Source organism: Veillonella sp. 3310, assembly GCF_003999875.1.
In the GTDB taxonomy this organism is placed as follows: Bacteria; Bacillota; Negativicutes; order Veillonellales; family Veillonellaceae; genus F0422.
In genome coordinates this window covers 44,777-62,105 of the sequence record NZ_RQVJ01000001.1, presented here as the reverse complement: position 1 = coordinate 62,105, position 17,329 = coordinate 44,777, and the positions used below count along the sequence as shown (strand labels likewise).

The window sequence follows — 17,329 nt, the reverse complement described above, 5'->3', positions numbered from 1 at the left end:
TCCTTATTTTATCGCTTGTAATTGTTTCACTTCTTCACGAGTTAATTTACGAAAAGCCCCACGTTTCAACCCTTTCAAATTCAATCCTGCATAGTTGATGCGTTTCAAATTATGAATAGAGTACCCAAAGTGTTCAAACATACGACGGACTTGACGATTACGCCCTTCATGGATGGTAATTTCTATAGTGGTAAGACCTGTTTTTCCATTGAATCCGTAGTCTGTAATTTCACAAGGCGCCGTCATACCGTCTTCTAATTTGACACCTACTGCTAACTGTTCCAAATGTTCATCAAGCACACGATCTTTTACTTTTACTTCGTAGGTTTTCGTCACACCTTTTGATGGATGGGCTAAATTTTGCGCCATAGTTCCATCATTCGTCAATAGTAATAATCCTTCTGTATGGTAGTCTAATCGGCCTACAGGATAAATACGAACTTTTACAGAGTTAATATAATCCATAACAGTTTTGCGTCCTTCAGGATCTGTAATGGATGTAATCACCCCTTTTGGCTTGTTAAAAATATAATATTCCAATGCCTCTGGCTCCAATAGTTGTCCATCCACTTTAACGCGGTCCCGTGTAGGATTTACCTTTGCACCCAGTTCTTTTACATATTTACCATTCACAAGTACTTTGCCAGAAGTAATCAATTCTTCTGCTTTTCGTCGTGATGCCACACCACAACGGGCAATATATTTTTGCAAACGTTCTAGTTCCATATTAATCTCCTTCTATATCTATGGATAACCCCGCTGAAAGAGGCATAGACTGTTGCAATTCTTCAATAGAATTGGCACCTACAGTCCTTAAAAAGTTATCCGATGTTCCGTAAATCACAGGACGTCCGATAGTTTCCTTTCGTCCTAACTCTACAATCATGTCACGGGCCAATAATTGTTTTAATACTTTTTCACAGTTCACACCACGAAATTCTTCTACTTCACCTTTTGTGATAGGCTGTTTGAAAGCAATTACAGCCAACGTTTCCATAGCCGCTCCAGATAGTTTTTCATCTCTATGGCGAATTTTAGTAACAAATTCACTGCATTCTTGGGCGCTCACTAGTTCTATGCCCGATGCACTTTTACGAATCCTAATTCCTCGCCGTTCCTGTACTAACCTTTCTTCGTAACCTTTGATAGCTCTTTCAACTTCTGGTACATAGACTTCAAAAATATCTGCTAATGTATCTACCGTTAAAGGGGTAGCCGCTGCAAATAAAACAGCTTCTAACTGCTGAAATTCAATGCTACTCACAGGGCCTCTCCTTCTTCTATACCTTCTACAATCACGCTATATACATCGTGATTGCCCACTATAATCCGCAACAGTTGACGTTTCATCAACTCTAATAGCGCCAAAAATGTAACCACGCTTTCTTCCTTCGTCTGTGCCTTCGCAAACAAATTGACACAAGGCACTTGTTGCTGTCTCGTCGCTAGTAATACATCCTCAATTCCTCGGTCTAATGTATATTCTTCTCGTTCCATCATGACTTTAGGAGCTTCTACTTCAGGACGCTGATACCTTTCTTGTACTTTCTGAAAACACGCCACAAGCGCATCCCACTCCACAGTACACACAAGATCTAATCCCACTTGGCTAAGTTCTTCTGGTCTATTAAATACATAGGAACCATCAGATACACGTTCTTCTAAGAGACCCGTCAATTCTTTGATACGTTTGAACTCCACCAATCGATTCACCAATTCATCTCTTGGATCTTCTGTATCACTTTCATCCTTATGGTTAACTTTAGGCAACAAAAGGCGTGACTTAATCTGCAATAAAGTAGCCGCCATGACTAAAAACTCACTACTATAAGCAATATCGAATTGATTCCAAGTTTTCAATATGTCCATATATTGTGAGGTAATATGCACAATGGGAATATCGTATATATCAATCTGATTCTTTTCAATCAAATGCAACAAAAGATCCAAAGGGCCTTCAAAAATATCCAGTTTGAAATCGTAGGTATTCATGAAAACTCCTTTCTACCAAAAATAAAGGTATGGCTTTCACCACACCTTGTATGAAAAAATTGCATTTCCTATTAGAAACAGTTAGAATAATACATAGACATACCAACGTATGTATCTATATGTATTATAAATGAAATGGGCAAAAATTGCTACACCCAGAAAGAGAGGCGACACTATGCATCGTCAAAGATGGAAACAGCTAGGACTGTATACCATCGTGTCCACTATCATCGCAGTGGCACTATTTTATATCTACGAACCCATAACCTTAGGCTTTGACATAGAAGATGTACTTACCTTATTCGTTCCTACTATTGTAGGTCTAACCGTCTTACAATCGATTATTCGTAGTTCCTTTACAAAAAGGTATCTCATCGGTCATGGTATCGTGGGTATCAGTTGGGCATTAACATTCCCCCTCTTATTCCATTGGTCCTATGAAAAACCATTTTACTTCTACGAATTTGCCAACGACTATCTCTTCGGTCTCGTTCTCTTCTGTGGCCTTAGTGTTACACACTATTGGTTACTACAATGGGGAAAAGCAAAACGAATTTGGGCTAGTCTATATAGCCTTCTTGATGTAGTATTACTTCTCATTCCAGCAGGTCAAATCGGATACTATCTATCCACTTGGCATTGCATTACGCCTGCAACTATGATGGCTTTATACCAAACAAACCCTGAGGAAGCCTTAGGCTTTGTCAAAAACATCATCGGCGTAGGTGGCATTGGAGGAGCTATCCTTGGCATCGCTATCATTCTTGGTCTTTTCTACTTCGCCAATGTGAAAGCTCAAATAAATGATGAGCCTACTACATTTATTTCCTCTTTCTTTCAGCGCTATCAAAATGATATGAAATGGATAGTGTCCATTGCACTCATTGTATATGGTGGATATTATTTGTTCCCTCGTACCGATATCGTCAGCAACTGGTTAGAAGTAAGAGCTTATATGAAAGAGTTGCAATCTTATAACGATAAGCATGTGAGTGTCTTCAACAATTTACAATTAAGCACTACAGAAACAGCGGCACAAAAAACACCGGGTACTGTCATCTTAGTCATCGGAGAATCTTCTTCTAGAGATTACATGAAAATGTACACACCAGACTTCCCTTATGATGATACTCCATGGCAAGGATCCTTGTATCAAAACCCAAACTTCAATGTCTTTAAGCACGCTTACTCTTCCTATGTACAAACAGTACCAACTTTAGAAAGGGCCTTAACAGAGCGTAATCAATATGATGATAAACCGTTCTTTGATGCTACGACTATTATCGATGTAGCAAAAAAAGCTGGATATCACACCTCTTGGTTGTCTAACCAAGGTGTATATGGCGAGTATGATACTGCTATTTCCCTTATCGCTAAAGCTAGTGATACCCCTCGATGGGCGCATGAATCCTACGCCTTCTCCGATCAATATGATGGCGCTTTGTTGCCACTTTTAAAAGACGTACCAAAGAACCAAAATAATTTCATCGTCATTCATATTATGGGTAGCCATATCTATTACAATGATAGATATCCACACGAGTTTAGCAAATGGAAACAAGGTCCAAATCCAGAAGGCATTGAGGCCTATGCCAACAGCCAACTATATACTGATTGGCTGTTACAAGAAATTTACACCTATGCTAAGGATAACTTAAACTTACAAGCCATGGTATACTTCTCTGACCATGGAGAAAATATTAAAACATCTCACAATCCAGATATCTTCAATTTTGGAATGACACGGATACCAATGTGGATTTACTTATCTCCTACATATCGTACAGCATATCCAGAAACAGCAATTACCCTACGCAATCATGAACAACAATATTTCACCAATGACTTATTGTATGATATGCTCGTAGGCATCATACATGCTCCATCTGGTAACTACGATGTCACACGAGATTTTTCTAACAAAGCCTATCGCTTTAATGTCAATAACTTAACCACAATGTTAGGTACACAACCGTTGTCCTTAGATCCTGAGGCGAAATAAACTACTACAAGCACAAAACAGGCACCAGCTATTGCGTTGGTGCCTGTTTCATATCTATTTTTTGTATATAAACAAAGTATAAATTTCTAATTATCTTTTTATATTTTCTTAAATGCTCGTAAAGCCTTATTCTATGTGCTTTCGAGTATTTTTACTGTAGGAAGATACTTCACGTTTCTTTGCATATTTCCTCATGTCTTAGCTGTCAGAAGTGGTAAATAAGTAGTAAATTCATTTGTACTACTAAGCAACAAGACGCTCCTGTTGCTTCTCTTTATTCAAGCGTTTTATTTCTGCCATTGCAGAATCGAATGTTGCATGTGCGTAATAGTTCAGCGTCATGGCTATATTAGCATGTCCCATAATGTACTGTAATGCCTTTGGATTCATTCCTGCATTTGCATAGTTGGTACAGAATGTATGTCGCAAACTATGTGGAGTGATGTGTGGCAATTTATCCTCGTTATACTTATTGTATTTCTTAACAAGACCTTTCATCATGCCGTTGTAATCACTTGCCACTTTTGGATAGTTCTTTCTATTAAGAAAGAGGAAATCACTATATCCATCAATCTCAACACGCTTATCATTCTTTCGATTCGCTAACACTCGCTTAAATGCTTGATAGGCTTCTTCAACCATAGGAACTTGACGTTCGCCACTTTTGGTCTTTGGTGTTTCAATGTAGTACCCAATTTCAGTATCTCTCAATAGCTGATGGTCTATATTGACAAGACGATTCTCAAAATCTAAATCTGGAAGTGTCAAACCACCAAACTCTGAAATACGAAGACCTGTTTTTAAGAGTATCAGAATTTCATCATAATTTTTGCTGTAGGTTTTATCAGCTTTTGCAAAGGCTAACAGTTTTTCTTCCTGTTCTTCTGTTAGTACGGTCTTAGGGACAGTATCATCATCAAGAACTGCTTTCAGTTGAAAGTCAAATGGATTCTTCCGAACACAATCATCTTGTATAGCAATATAGAATGAAGCCTTTAAAGAACGTTTGTAGTTATTGATGGTTTGATAAGCATAACCATTTTCACTCATTCTAATAGCCCATTCTTTAGCGTCTGATGGCTTAATACTGTCAATACTTCTTACACCTAACTTGTCTTTCTTCAAAATATCCATAAGATATTTGCGTCCAGTTTCAGTGTTTTTTCTAACCTTTGGTCTTTGAGCGTTCTGTTTTGCGTAAAGCTGGCAGAGTGTCATTTTCTTTCCTACAACATCAATACCATCATGAATGTCTTTCTGTAACTCTGCGATTTTCTCTCTAAGTGAGATACAATCACGCTTTCCTGCTGGTACTCGGTCTGTAGCCACAAGTTTCCACGAGTAAACAAATTGCGGTTCTCCAAATGAATCTATATATTTGTATAAGTATCTTCCGTCTTTTCGTTGGCTCTCTCCAGTCTTTAAGCTTCGACCTTTATTGTCACGTCTTTTTTCTGACATGGCATTTGCTCCTTTCCTTTATGGAAAGAGCCTTGATACGACTTAATACTATTTTATCATATACAAGACCCTTTGGCGACGCTAGATTGCGTCCAATGTATCTATAATTTTTTCAAATTGTTTTCGTTTAATCTGAATACGATTGCCATTCATAATCAGCCAATTTGCATTTTTATTTTCCTCTGCCAAGCGTCGTAGCTTGTTTTCGCCAATACGAAAATATTTTGACGCTTCTTCAATGGTTAGGGTATAACGTTCCCAAATAGGAATGTCAGTCTGCTTCATAAAATCCTCCTTTCCAAATCACTTATTTGGATTTCATAAAAGTTGTTTTACCAGCAATCGAACAGCTTTAGCAAAGCTCACGGGAGTTCCACCCCTGCATGGTTCTCATGTAGCCATACTCATTGCCTGCGACGGTTTTATCACGCTCGGACTATTGACTGTATGGGAGTATCATTATCACGATAAGAATGTCGTTGCAGGCAATCCTGCTAAAGATTGCTTCTCGGATCACTAACATGAATCGCTCGCTATCTTTATAAGATAGGTCATGGCGGTTAGTTCCGTTGGCTCTTTTCTTATCGAAACGTATTCGATTACTTTTATTCAGTTTTCAAAGAACAATGGCTCGTTAGCCTATCAAAACACATTGAAAGCTCAATATGCTTTGGTGGAATAACAAACCTCCCTGTTCGGGAAGCGTGGAATGGTTTAGCACGCTTCCACGAAAGGAGAGAGGATATTACTTAATTTCAAATGACAAAATCTTTGTAATCAGTCTGGTTTCCATTCTTCCACGTAAGACTTCATCAACGACCATACTTTGATTGCCATATTCATCTTTCATAAGTCGTAGGGAACGCTTCGTTATGTACCCTCTGTAATGATGTAGAATCTGGTTAATCGCTTCGGTATCGCCATCTGTTGCCTTTACAATGAGAGGAAAGGGAATCATAGGATATTGTGTTTTCATTCTTCAAATTCCTCCATAAACTTTTTAATTAAGGCTAGTCCACTGGTTCTATGCCGATAGACAGTAGAACGGTTCAATTTCAACAGGTCTGCAATTTCTGAATCGCTCATGTCCATAAAGTAAAACAGCAGTAGAATTTCACGTTTCTTGTCTGGCAACTCACGTAATGCTTCACTCAACAAATCATTTTCAACGCCTACTGATAACCCATTGAGTGTAAAAATCTGAAAGTCAGTTGAATAGTTATCTGTTGTCGCAAACTGGCTAACAAGATAATCGCCAACATCCGAAAAGGACACCTCACGCTTTGCAATCCTTGAAAGATAAAGCATATAATTCTTTCGCTCGTCTTCCATAGCACGTTTACAGATATAGTCAAACTGATTTTCTATTGTGGTCTGAAAAGAAGATGGTTTCATGTTTCTCACCCCCTTTCTGTCTAGGAAAGGAAGTGAGCCTTGCTCGTTTATCTCCTTTCACTCTTAGTCCCAATGTGAAAGGGGGATTTGTTGCATTACTGATAAATAAACTTTGTAAAAAAGTTCTGAATAGCCAAAAAAGCATATAAACAGATTTATTTCTCTGTTTACATGCTTCTGTTATTCTATCTATATGATTTATAAAACCATATTGGTGGACGTACTTATCTATTGCAGATAGACGACTTTTTTTGACAAGAACCCAATGTAAGGAAATTTATTGTATATGATGTACTTCATGGCGACGTTGACCTCCAACAAACCGCCATTTGGAAGTAATATACAATATTTTAACAGCGTAAATAGCACTACCATATAACGGTTTTTTTATTGGCGTTTAGTAGTGCTTTTTATTAAATATAAACCTATAAACCATATAACACGTTTTTCTATACCTGTTTTTAATTCAGTAGGAACAATAAAATGTATAGAGGTGGTCTACTATGCGTAAAAAAGAAGATAAATATGATTTTAGAGCCTTTGGTTTAGCCATTAAAGAAGCTCGATTGAAACGAGGTTTAACTCGTGAACAAGTGGGAGCATTGATTGAAATTGACCCACGGTACTTAACTAATATTGAAAATAAAGGGCAACACCCCAGCATACAAGTTCTTTATGACCTTGTATCGTTACTTCATGTTTCCGTTGATGAATTTTTCTTACCTGCTAATAACTTGGTAAAAAGCACCCGACGATTACAGATAGAGAAATACATGGATAGCTTTACAGACAAAGAACTATCCTTAATGGAATCTTTAGCCAGCGGTATCAACGAAGCAAGAAACATCGAAGACTAATTAAAAGAATCCATACATAACGGAAAGAGCCGATAAAATGAGATTGTATTAATCTCATTTTATCGGCTCTGCGTCTTTGCGTCTGGCTCTGTAATCACAGTTACTTTGAACTGCTTTATTTCAATTAAATTTTCTTGTCTGCATTTCGGACAATAGAGGGGGAATTTTTTTAATTCAGTATCTTCCCTTATCTTTAATCGTGTTTTATTTCCACATACAGGACACAATATCCACTTGTAGTTTATAATAACTATCTCCTCCTTTACACTTTAATTCAAATCTTTATTAAAAAATATTTCATCTTATTTAACAAGAAACCATATTTATATAACAACATAAAATACACTAAGTTATTTTATTGAACATATATCGTACTTTATCTATCCGACTATTTGGACGACGGGGCTGGCAAACAGGTTCACCGGTAGTAACATGGTACCCTTTTAACTCTGTTAAACAAACACTACGTCCATTTGTAAAGAAAGTTAAATCACTACGATATTCTTGAATACACCGAGCAGGGATTTCTCCACTAAGAATGACCTCATTATTTTTCAATTGAGTGTCTACGATGTTCGCACAATATTTAGGAGCATCGTTGTATGCTCGTGAAAGATATTCCTGTGGCGCATAAATTTTAAAACTAAGATATGGCTCTAACAATTCTGTTCCAGCTTTTTTTAAGACTTGTTCCAATACAATAGGAGCAAGCATCCGAAAATCTGCTGGGGTACTAACAGGGCTATAGTATAAGCCATACTTAAAACAGATTTTACAGTCCGTCACATTCCAACCATACAATCCTTGTTCACAGCCATAGCGTATCCCCTCCATAACTGCATTTTGAAACGATTGATTTAAGTATCCAAGAGAAACCGAGCTCTCATACTGTACTCCGCTCCCTAATGGAAGCGGTGCTACAGATAGACCAATGGAAGCCCAGAAAGGATTCGGTGGAACTTCGATGTGAATGGTATACTCTGCTTTTTTTAACGGTCTTTCCATATAAATGACTGTAGGCTCTTTTATTTCTATCTCCACATGATACTTTTCTTGCAGCAGAGCACAAGTCACTTCCATTTGTACTTTCCCTAAGAAAGAAAGTATGATTTCATGTGTCGCAGAATCCACATAATATCGCAGAAGCGGGTCACTGTCGGAGATTTCTAAAAGTGCATCAAGTAACATTTCCCTTTGTTGAGGTTTGCTCGGTTCAACAGTCGTTTGTAGTAGAGGGTGCGGATTTTCAATTCTCTCTCTCTGTGGCAATAGCTTTGTATCTCCAAGAACACTATTTAACTTCAAAAACTCATTCTGCAAAATAACAATTTCCCCGGAATAAGCCTTATCGATTTTACATAATTCACCATTTATTGAAGTATACATTTCTGTAATTTTTATTTTTTCATTTTCCGATATTCTAACCGAATCTCGCAAATGCAGTACGCCACTATAAAGACGTATATATGCAAGACGCTGTCTTTTTTCCGAATACTCAATTTTGAAAACTTTTCCGCAAAGTTCAGACTGACCTCGATGTGTTGATGAATAAAATTTATTCGTAATCACTTCTATAAGGTTATCAATCCCTATATTGTTTTTTGCACTTCCGTGATAAACAGGGAACAGGGAACAATTATGAAATCTTATGCTTTCCTCTTGTTCGAGTTCTAATGCTTCCAATAATTTCCCAGACGTATATTTCTCCAAAAGGTAATCATTTCCTTCTATTACCATATCCCATTGTTCAGATTCGGTAAAGTTCATTACACGCATAATAGGATGCAGTTCTACCTTCTGTTTGATTACAATTTCCGCAGAAAGTTTCTCTTTAATATCCTGATAAACCGTTGATAAATCAATTCCATTTTGGTCAATCTTATTGATAAAAAAGATTGTGGGAATACCTATTTTCCTAAGTGCATGAAACAATATACGAGTTTGTGCTTGTACGCCATCTTTTGCAGAAATCAGTAGAATTGCCCCATCTAATACTGATAATGAACGATATACTTCTGCTAAAAAATCCATATGTCCTGGCGTGTCTATGATGTTTATCTTAGTATTTTTCCACTGAAAAGAGGTTATCGCCGTCTGAATTGTAATTCCTCTCTGACGTTCTAAAAGCGTATTATCCGTTTTCGTTGTACCTCTGTCCACGCTTCCTAATTCTGTAATCGCTCCACTGTTATATAATAAGCTTTCTGTTAAGGTAGTTTTTCCCGCATCAACATGAGCTAAAACTCCAATATTAATAATTTTCATGTGATTTTCCTCCATTCAAAAGCCCAAAAGGGCATAAAAATCCCAGTGATAAATACTCTTATCACTGGGATTTTTATGCATAACCATAGGCATACAAAGCATACAGATATTCTCCGGATACTTTAGAATCACATGATAAAGGTATTCTTAAACTGGGTACAAAAAACTAAGCCCTCCTAAAAAAGGACATCCAATTATTTGTTCCCACTATCAATTTGACAGTTTATTTAAGAATACCTTGCCGCATATTTATTAACTCCTTTTAAATAGATACTTAAATAATAGCACGTAAGAGCATATTTGTAAAGGAATCTCCAATTTTTTATCAAAGAGAGTACGTGATTACAAAATAGCTGTAATAATGTACCAATATTTGTTATTCTATAATCTTCCAATTACTCCCGTTCTTTTCAAGTACCAAATCAAATTGAGATACCTGCGTTGCTTTGGTCTGCTGGTCGATATACTCCACTGTCAGCGATACCGTGACTTGATTATCCTTACGATTGTGAATAGGATTTACCAGTTCTTGAAAGATGTACTCTTTTCCGATTGGTTTTAATATCCCGTCATTCACATAGTAGGAAAGTTCACTGGCTGTCGCTGTAGGATAGAGCTTGAAGAACGTCGTTAAAAACTCATTGATTTCATTGGTTGTAATGGAATCAACCGTCCCCTCACTTTCAATGGCTTTTGGTTTATAACTTGATTTCTTAGGTATGTTGGTAATGGTCGGATTCTTAACCAGTACCATATTTCCAGAACCATCTACATAGACACTCACTATATAAGCAGAGTGGACGGTCTTTGTATTTTCTCCCTCTGTAATGAGCTGGTCTACACTGTAGGTTACATTAAACTCATTGTCGCCAGTTGGCTCTACCGTCCATATCTGAAATCCTCTTACAGAAGACGATACAGGAATATCTTTGCGTACTGTATCAACATTGAGAGCTTGAAGTTCATCTGTCAGATAGCCTTTTAGACTTTCCATTCGATTATCAATGGACTTATCGGATTGCTCCCATGAATAGTAGACTTTCGCAAAGTTCTCTACAAAATTTTCTACATGATGAGTATCAACGTATTCCTTTTCTATGATAGTTGTTTCGTGAATAGTATGAGTATCTATAGCTGTAAAGTGCTTGAATATCGCAAAGCTGAAACTAAGCCCTAAAAGTACCCACAAGGCAATCACAACCTTTTTATGAGGATTGACCTTATAGTAGACACGAGGTTTCTTTTCCTTTGGTATCTGTTTTTCTTTATTCTGATTTTTTCTAAATTTCATCATTAAATCTTCCTTTCTCATTGTTTGATTCGTCCTGCTCCCACTAAATGCTGTTGCCAGTAGGGGCTTGTTAAGTCGGCATAACCGATTGGGTCGCCTGCATGAAACATACGGTTATTGCCAAGGTATATCCCAACATGAGTAATATAAGAGCCAGCGTTATAGGTAGAATGAAAGAAAACCAAATCGCCAGCTTGTGCTTCCGATAGTGGGATATGCTGGGTCACATCATATTGCTGTTGTGCGGTTCGTGGTAAGTTAATTCCAGCTTTTCCATACGTCCATTGTGTCAGTCCGCTACAATCAAAAGAAGTAGTCGGGGAAGCTCCACCGTAAACGTATCGCCAGCCCTCATATTTCAGTGCTTCGTCCATGATGGCTTGTACCGTATCATCATCAAACTCTGTTGTGACAAGATACTGCGTTACCAGTTGCACATAAAACATATTGCCATAGTTGTATCGCCAGCCCCCATTGATAGGTATGGCTATGGGATTGGGGTAAGACACTTTTTCGCCACCTGAATACTCTTTTGAGAAACTTTGAGCCAGTTCAAAGGTATATTTATTTCCACGATTAGCCACATACCCTAAGAAACCACCACCATAATTGTAGGACTGGATAACCGATTCTAAATCTACACTGAGCCTTTCGCTACTGGCTAATAATTCACTGAAATACTTCACACCTTGCTTAATGGATTCTTCTGTACTCAATGAATTAGGTGGAAGACCGAGGGATTCCGAGGACTGCATAACATCTTCCGCAGTACCGCCCGATTCCACCAGTATAATCGCAAGAAGTATGTTGACATATTCTTCAACGCCATATTCTTTGGCATATTTTTCTACCATAGGCTTATGAGCCAGCACTTCTGCGGAAACATTCACACCTCCATAATGAATATTGGAAATTCCGCTGTCCTGTTCATCTGAAAATAAAATGGCAACAAACAGAAGCAGTGAGAAGACCATCAAGAATAATCCAGAACCACCAATCACTAAAGTTTTCAACTTCATGGTTTCTTACCGACTTTCTTAATGGTGGCGGTTTTGATTGGTGGTCTACTTCTTGTATTTTGTAGTGGTACTCTTTGAACAGTAGACGGACGTTCTTTTGTGATTGGACGTTGTGAAGTTCTATCTGCTGTAGTGGTTGAAGTTGCTGGCTTTTGAACGGTTTTTTCTTGAACGGTATTGCCTTGGCGTTCCACTTTTGGACTTGAAAAATCGGACTTAACTGCTGGACGCTCTTGTTTGGCTTGTTGAGATTCCTTATATGAAGTCTGAATATTAGACTGTTTTGAGGTCTGTTCATCATGATATTGTTCTTGTCTTGTAGTCGGTCTTTCATGAACAGAAGAAGCAGGCTGTTTTTTCTGTTTGACCTGTTCCATTTCAGAGCGACGCTTCGCAATGGTTTTTCGCCTTTGTTCCTGCTGTTCCTTGCGTCCACTGGCTCTGTCCGCTTTGGTTTGAGAAATACTACTGGTTAAATCACGGACATTCTCTTTTACTTTGGATTTTCCTTGATATACTGCATATCTTGCATTGGTCGGCAAATCTTTAACCTGTTCTTTCAAACCACTAGCAGTGTCTACCATTCTGTCTTTGGTATCAGCTACTGTACCGATGGTTTGACCGATACGTTTTCCAAGTGTTGATTTTTCCTTTCCGTCTGGTCGGGAGTGATCTGCTTGTGTCCTTGCAGAACTCCCCGAACCCGACTGTCCTTTTTTACCTGTAACAATGGCAGACCCAGCCCCTAGAGTAGTCATGGAACGTCCAAGTTTCCGCTGTAGACGGTGCATGTGAGCGTGCATAAGCATACGAGGTTTTCTCATCACACGACTTCCCACACTTTGAGAATCGTTACTCTGTAGAGAAAACATACTCATTAAATCGCCCAGCTTGAAGTAGATTCCTGCAAAGGTCACAATCTGTAGAAAAGCAATCAAAAAGAACGGATAACCAGCCGATAAGGTATAGAGCATGGTTGAAATACTAAATGCTGTCGTAATAATCAATGTGATTCCAGCTCGTGTCAAAATGGTATTAAAGAGCTTTGTTATGGCTCGTTTTGACATACCATCAAATGATGGAATCATGCTTAAAATAAAGCTCACAGGCAGAAACATAGCATAGATGATAAAAAGTACCTGCGAGAAAATCATGATTCCTGTTAATAGGAATACAAATATGGAAATCCCAATATTGAAGACAAATAGGAAGAAGACTGTACCTAAACGGTTAATGGTCTTTGTAATGGTTAGATTGGTATTGCTTCTGTCTTCAATTTCTTCCGCAACAATTTTTTCTCTGTCTTCGCCATTGTTGGAATCTGGGCTGGTGGAGAGCAGGCTTTCCACACGGTCAATACCGATACTTTCAATGTCTGAACTGTTGTATTGAAGCAGTAGCCACGGTTGCTGAACCTGTATGGAAAACAGGCTATCTCTGATTAAGTCCACGCTGTCCTTGCCTTGACTATCGGAATGGGGCATGACAATCTTCGTGCCAAGTGATAAACTGGCATTACTGATGTCTGATGAAAAGTCATTGATTTTTTTAATGTAGTCGGGAGCGTAGGCAATAAAGGAAGCCGATAGGATAAACACCAGCACAAAATTCATAATGGCATGAATTGCCTTTGTGGTTTCTCTCTTTATCAGTCCCGTATAGGCAACATAAACCCCAAGAACCAAAATCAAGAGTAAGAGGAATCCAACATAGAAACCCTCTGTTGAAAATCCGTTTGCACTCACACCAGCTAAGGTCTGCATATTCTTACCAATGGAATCTGCTGTAGCGGAAATGAAGTCTAAGGAATAGGCTTCCTGTACTAAGTAACCTGTCGCATTGGAAACATACAAACTGATTGTCCAAATAAAATTGGTAATGGCATATAGTCCATACATGACCTGTTTTCCAATCCCGTCCGACCAGTTCCACGGAAGCCAGCCCCAGCTATTATCCACATAAAAATCCAGTTGATAGTTTTCAAGTGGGTATCGGCTGTATTCATTTGCCACATTGACCGTATCATCTACCAAGCCCGCAGCTTGAACCACCGTTCCCAGCATGGCTAAAAGAAAAATGGCAATCACAAGTGTGAAAGCCACTGTCATTGCCACTTTACCTAGACGTTTCAGCGTCCAGTTTGATTTTATTCTGTTTACTATTGATGGTTTCACATTTACACCTCTTTTCGCACAGGTGGTCTGGTATCAAAGGCATGGAGCAGTTCTTCAAATACAGGGTGGAACTGTATCACACCGACACGACCATATAAATCACTGATAAGGCATTGCCCGTTTTCCAAATCACGCAATCGCTTCTGATTGTTTTCGTCCTCTGGGTCTACACCAAAAAAGGCTAAGGTCTTTTTAATCTCGTTAAGGTCAGTGGAACGAAATGCAAATTTTAAGCCGAGGTTATTTTTCAGTTTTTCATCTAAGAGGTCGTCTGTATTTTGGGTCACGAAATATACCCCAGCGTTCATAGCACGACCAGCCCGAACCAGCTTCATAGATAGTGTTTTTCCTTGTGCTACCTGTAAAAAGCTCCATGCTTCGTCTAAATCTACAATCTTGAAAATGCTTCGGTCTGTATGGATAAAGTCTAAAGCAAAGGTACTAATGACAATCAGCATAGCAACGGATAAAAGCTCCATAGTGGTATATTCCTCAAAGGAAGTTTCCTTGTCGGGAAGTACCAAGTCCGCAACCTGTATAATGTTCAGTTGTTTTTCTAAGCTGATAGACTGCTCCACATAACCATTACTGAATAATAAATGTGCAAAGTCATAGTCTGTAAAACTTTCGATATGGTCGGCTATACTGGTACTTAGTGGCGTATTCTCAACCCGTAATTCCTCAATCACTTTCATCAACCCTCGTACTTCACTATTGGTTACTGCACGAATGGCTTTTCTAAGGATTGGGAAGCGTTCCCCATCACGAGAGGAAATCCCCGTAAGGAATGTCAGAATATCAATAGCCAGTGATTCAGAATCTTTGGGATTTTTCATAATCACATAAGGGTCAAGTAAGCCTTTGTTTTTCTCATCAGAAGTCAGAGTGACGATATTGATTTCATGGGAAATCTCTGGCAAGGTTTCTTTCCATCTGCCACGTTCTGCTTTTGGGTCTACAATCACTGCTTGTGCCCCATAAAGCACCGCATAATAGACGATAAGGTTATTCGCAAAGGATTTACCACCACCCAGCGAACCAACAAAAGCCGACGCTAACGCATTGGTTACTGAACCCTTAACCCCTTGACTGGCAAGAGCAGGTTTCAGATAGACATTGCGTCCAGTATCTAAGCTGTAGCCAACATAAATCCCCTCATTTTCCCCCAGCATTTGAGTAGCACCAAAACCTAAACCAGCGAGGAAATCAGAGGTCACGTATTGAATATAATCATTCATATAACGCTTGCTGGCAGGTAAAAATTCTTCATGTAAGCCGAGCATATCCCCAAATGGTCGTACCAGTTTTACGCTTAAATCGTCATAAAAATCTTTCACTTCATTACAACGACGTTTGAGTTCGTCAAGATCATTTGCTGATACCCTTACCACATAAGACAGCTTGTACATAGATTCCTTGCTTTGGTCTAAATTGGTTTCCAGCTCATTCACACTTTCCAGAGCTTCCGCCACATTGGAGCTGGTTTCATTATCACTTTGCCAAGCGTGGTTATCCAAGTCTTTCAGTTCTTTCTTTTTATTGCGGACAGTAGATAGGGCTTTACGATTCGCTACAATTTCCACATTCATTGACGTATCAATCGGGAATGTAAATTGCTGTTGCTGGTAGTAGAAGATTTCAGAGGACGGGAAGTCCAGTTCTCCGACAATGCTGTTAATGGTAAAGTAAGCTACATAGACGGTTTCATCTTCCTGCTGGATTTTCAAATATCGCTGTTTTTCTTCCACCAAACAGCGAGTAGGCTTAATCAAGTCATAGTATTTAATCAGCGTTTCATTATCCAGCTTTTTCTTTGATAGATGGTACTCATACTCTTCATAGGCAGTGCCTGTCTGTCCGTAAAGGTGTTCAATCAGATAGCCGAAGTCGTCCTTATCTAACCTGCGGATTTTGAAACGACGAGAGATTTTATTTTCTAAGAGCTTTTCCATCTTCTGAAAACGCAGGATTTCATCATTACTCATACTAACAAAATCGCCCATCAGCTTATGGTTCACATCATAGACAAAATCAGACAAAGCATTTTTTGCTTCAACGGTAAGACTTTTCATAGAAAACTCCTGATCGTTGAGAAGCAACTTAAAGCCGATAAAGAAACGGTAGTTCACTTGATTTTCGCCAATCATGGATATTAAAGCGTCTGTCTGTTGGTCGATTTTGTCATAGGCAACCGCTTTGAGCTTGCCAGTGACTTCATTTTTGGAACGCTCTTGTGCAGAACGTATGCTGGATTCTGTACTGATTTATAAAGCATGAATTTTGCCATCACGATTTTGTGCGATAAGCTGTCTGAAAGAATCATGCACTTGTATTTTCTGTTCTGGACTTAGAAATGAGTAATTGTAAGGAACAAGCTCATAGTAAGCATAACATTCCCCGTCTTTATTCCAGACGAGATTGTTTTCAATGTATTTAATTGGATATGCCATAAAATTCACTCCTAACTGCTGTAATGGCTTCTTGTGGCTGGTTTCTGCCAAGCGTTACTTTTTTTCCTGCATAGGTCAGCTTTGGTCGCAGTGCATAAGCAATGACAGACTTCAAAAATCCATAAGGCTTTTTACCATCAAAAGTTTTTGTAGACATAAACCATGTGAAAGCCACAGGAATCCCAAAGTATTTGAGAAATGCTCCCTCTATCATGGAAAGAGGGGGCAAGTTGCCAAGTATCATCACTGCAAAGAGTGACACGACAAACCATGTCATTTGCGTAAAGGTTATGGGAAACGGAAGTCTAAAATCATTGATAGAATACAGTACCTTTTCCACAGACCAGATACTGGTATAGCTTCGTATTTTCTTCATGTAATCAATCCTTTCATAAAAAATAGGGGTAGCTGATTGAGCCACCC

General features: G+C 38.6%; 17 protein-coding genes and 1 pseudogene. 3 read left to right on the top strand and 15 right to left on the bottom strand.

Annotated elements, in window-relative coordinates; genetic code table 11:
- Positions 1–3 precede the first annotated feature (3 nt).
- From EO127_RS00345 to EO127_RS00335, 3 genes are read right to left on the bottom strand one after another with little or no spacing between them, the layout of a single operon-like run.
- Positions 4–726 carry a pseudouridine synthase gene (locus EO127_RS00345; protein ID WP_127447539.1) on the bottom strand — a complete coding sequence of 241 codons (723 nt, stop codon included), beginning with the start codon at positions 724–726 and terminating at the stop codon, positions 4–6.
- 1 nt (position 727) lies between these two features.
- The gene (gene scpB / locus EO127_RS00340) at positions 728–1,264 is read right to left on the bottom strand and encodes an SMC-Scp complex subunit ScpB (protein ID WP_127447538.1); all 537 of its coding nucleotides are present in this window, start codon (positions 1,262–1,264) and stop codon (positions 728–730) included.
- Positions 1,261–1,992, bottom strand: coding sequence for a ScpA family protein (locus EO127_RS00335; protein ID WP_127447537.1), 732 nt, complete (start codon positions 1,990–1,992; stop codon positions 1,261–1,263). The genes scpB and EO127_RS00335 overlap by 4 nt, the downstream gene beginning before the upstream one ends.
- A 175-nt stretch (positions 1,993–2,167) precedes the next feature.
- Here EO127_RS00335 and EO127_RS00330 point away from each other — a divergent pair, with 175 nt between their 5' ends.
- On the top strand, positions 2,168–3,994 hold the full coding sequence (locus EO127_RS00330) for a phosphoethanolamine transferase (RefSeq protein ID WP_127447536.1): 1,827 nt from the start codon (positions 2,168–2,170) through the stop codon (positions 3,992–3,994).
- A 243-nt stretch (positions 3,995–4,237) separates the two neighbouring features.
- Here the strand turns inward: EO127_RS00330 and EO127_RS00325 are convergent, their stop codons facing one another.
- Positions 4,238–5,455, bottom strand: coding sequence for a tyrosine-type recombinase/integrase (locus EO127_RS00325; protein ID WP_127447535.1), 1,218 nt, complete (start codon positions 5,453–5,455; stop codon positions 4,238–4,240).
- Positions 5,456–5,536: 81 nt separating this feature from the next.
- Positions 5,537–5,740 (bottom strand): excisionase, encoded by a 204-nt coding sequence (locus tag EO127_RS00320; protein WP_000814511.1) that lies wholly within the window; start codon positions 5,738–5,740, stop codon positions 5,537–5,539.
- Between EO127_RS00320 and EO127_RS08795 the strand changes: the two genes are divergently transcribed.
- Complete coding sequence (locus EO127_RS08795; protein ID WP_001845478.1) at positions 5,724–5,975, top strand: hypothetical protein; 252 nt, start codon at positions 5,724–5,726, stop codon at positions 5,973–5,975. The two genes, EO127_RS00320 and EO127_RS08795, sit on opposite strands and share 17 nt — an antisense overlap.
- 225 nt (positions 5,976–6,200) lie before the next feature.
- Here the strand turns inward: EO127_RS08795 and EO127_RS00310 are convergent, their stop codons facing one another.
- Positions 6,201–6,431, bottom strand: coding sequence for a helix-turn-helix domain-containing protein (locus EO127_RS00310; protein WP_000857133.1), 231 nt, complete (start codon positions 6,429–6,431; stop codon positions 6,201–6,203).
- Entirely contained in the window at positions 6,428–6,850 is a 423-nt protein-coding gene (locus EO127_RS00305; RefSeq protein WP_000804885.1) for a sigma-70 family RNA polymerase sigma factor, read from the bottom strand. Before EO127_RS00305 ends, EO127_RS00310 begins: the two co-directional genes overlap by 4 nt.
- A gap of 503 nt (positions 6,851–7,353) precedes the next feature.
- On the opposite strand from EO127_RS00305, the gene EO127_RS00295 reads away from it, so the two are divergent.
- Positions 7,354–7,707, top strand: a complete 354-nt coding sequence (locus EO127_RS00295) for a helix-turn-helix transcriptional regulator (RefSeq protein ID WP_001227347.1) — start codon at positions 7,354–7,356, stop codon at positions 7,705–7,707.
- A 59-nt stretch (positions 7,708–7,766) separates the two neighbouring features.
- Here the strand turns inward: EO127_RS00295 and EO127_RS00290 are convergent, their stop codons facing one another.
- The 8 genes and pseudogenes from EO127_RS00290 to EO127_RS00255 form a co-directional block, all read right to left on the bottom strand.
- Positions 7,767–7,934, bottom strand: coding sequence for a cysteine-rich KTR domain-containing protein (locus EO127_RS00290; protein WP_000336323.1), 168 nt, complete (start codon positions 7,932–7,934; stop codon positions 7,767–7,769).
- A gap of 118 nt (positions 7,935–8,052) precedes the next feature.
- Complete coding sequence (tet(M), locus tag EO127_RS00285; protein ID WP_127447534.1) at positions 8,053–9,972, bottom strand: tetracycline resistance ribosomal protection protein Tet(M); 1,920 nt, start codon at positions 9,970–9,972, stop codon at positions 8,053–8,055.
- A gap of 15 nt (positions 9,973–9,987) precedes the next feature.
- Positions 9,988–10,104, bottom strand: coding sequence for a tetracycline resistance determinant leader peptide (locus EO127_RS00280; RefSeq protein ID WP_001814923.1), 117 nt, complete (start codon positions 10,102–10,104; stop codon positions 9,988–9,990).
- Positions 10,105–10,348: 244 nt separating this feature from the next.
- Positions 10,349–11,284 carry a conjugal transfer protein gene (locus EO127_RS00275; protein ID WP_001224320.1) on the bottom strand — a complete coding sequence of 312 codons (936 nt, stop codon included), beginning with the start codon at positions 11,282–11,284 and terminating at the stop codon, positions 10,349–10,351.
- Complete coding sequence (locus tag EO127_RS00270; RefSeq protein WP_127447533.1) at positions 11,281–12,282, bottom strand: lysozyme family protein; 1,002 nt, start codon at positions 12,280–12,282, stop codon at positions 11,281–11,283. The genes EO127_RS00275 and EO127_RS00270 overlap by 4 nt, the downstream gene beginning before the upstream one ends.
- The gene (locus tag EO127_RS00265) at positions 12,279–14,456 is read right to left on the bottom strand and encodes a CD3337/EF1877 family mobilome membrane protein (RefSeq protein ID WP_000804748.1); all 2,178 of its coding nucleotides are present in this window, start codon (positions 14,454–14,456) and stop codon (positions 12,279–12,281) included. The genes EO127_RS00270 and EO127_RS00265 overlap by 4 nt, the downstream gene beginning before the upstream one ends.
- A gap of 2 nt (positions 14,457–14,458) precedes the next feature.
- Positions 14,459–16,906 (bottom strand): annotated as a pseudogene (locus EO127_RS00260) (ATP-binding protein).
- Positions 16,890–17,282 carry a conjugal transfer protein gene (locus tag EO127_RS00255; protein WP_000723888.1) on the bottom strand — a complete coding sequence of 131 codons (393 nt, stop codon included), beginning with the start codon at positions 17,280–17,282 and terminating at the stop codon, positions 16,890–16,892. The pseudogene EO127_RS00260 and the gene EO127_RS00255 overlap by 17 nt, the downstream one beginning before the upstream one ends.
- Positions 17,283–17,329 lie beyond the last annotated feature (47 nt).